1 pseudogene is annotated in these 602 nt (G+C 42.2%); it reads right to left on the bottom strand.

The annotated features are described in order from the left end of the window. Window positions 1–2: 2 nt before the first annotated feature. Window positions 3–602: pseudogene (bglA, locus tag ACWHAR_RS29475) on the bottom strand (6-phospho-beta-glucosidase BglA); the annotation flags it as partial.

Raw genomic sequence — 602 nt, 5'->3', positions numbered from 1 at the left:
TCTTATAGTTCCTCTCCATTCGTTTGAATGACATTTTTGTACCATTCAAAGGAGTCTTTTTTATATCGTTTCATGGATCCGTTTCCTTCATTGTCACGATCAACATAGATCATGCCGTAGCGTTTTTTCATTTCGCCAGTTGTGAAGGAGACAATATCAATAATGCCCCACGGCGTGTAGCCAATTAAATCAACACCATCGTACGTGACCGCTTTTTCCAATGCTTCAATATGCGATTTTAAATATTGAATGCGTTCCGGATCATGAACCTTGCCGTCCTCCTCCAGCGTATCCACTGCGCCAAAGCCATTTTCAACGATGAATAACGGGATTTGGTATCGGTCATAAAAACGATTTAACGTATATCTCAGCCCGGTTGGATCAATCGCCCATCCCCAGTCACTCGAAGTGATGTACGGATTTTCGACACCATTCGGCAAGCCGCCATTTACAATATCGCCAGTGTTATCATTTTTCACATAGCTTTTCACAGTTGTTGACATGTAATAGCTGAAGCCTAAGTAATCGACGGTTCCGTTTCTTAAAATCTCATCATCGCCGTCTTCGAATGTGATGTTGTAGCCTTCGCGTTCAAATTCCTT

This window comes from Bacillus sp. LR--39 (assembly GCF_053613335.1).
This window is presented reverse-complemented; position numbering and strand designations above follow the sequence as displayed.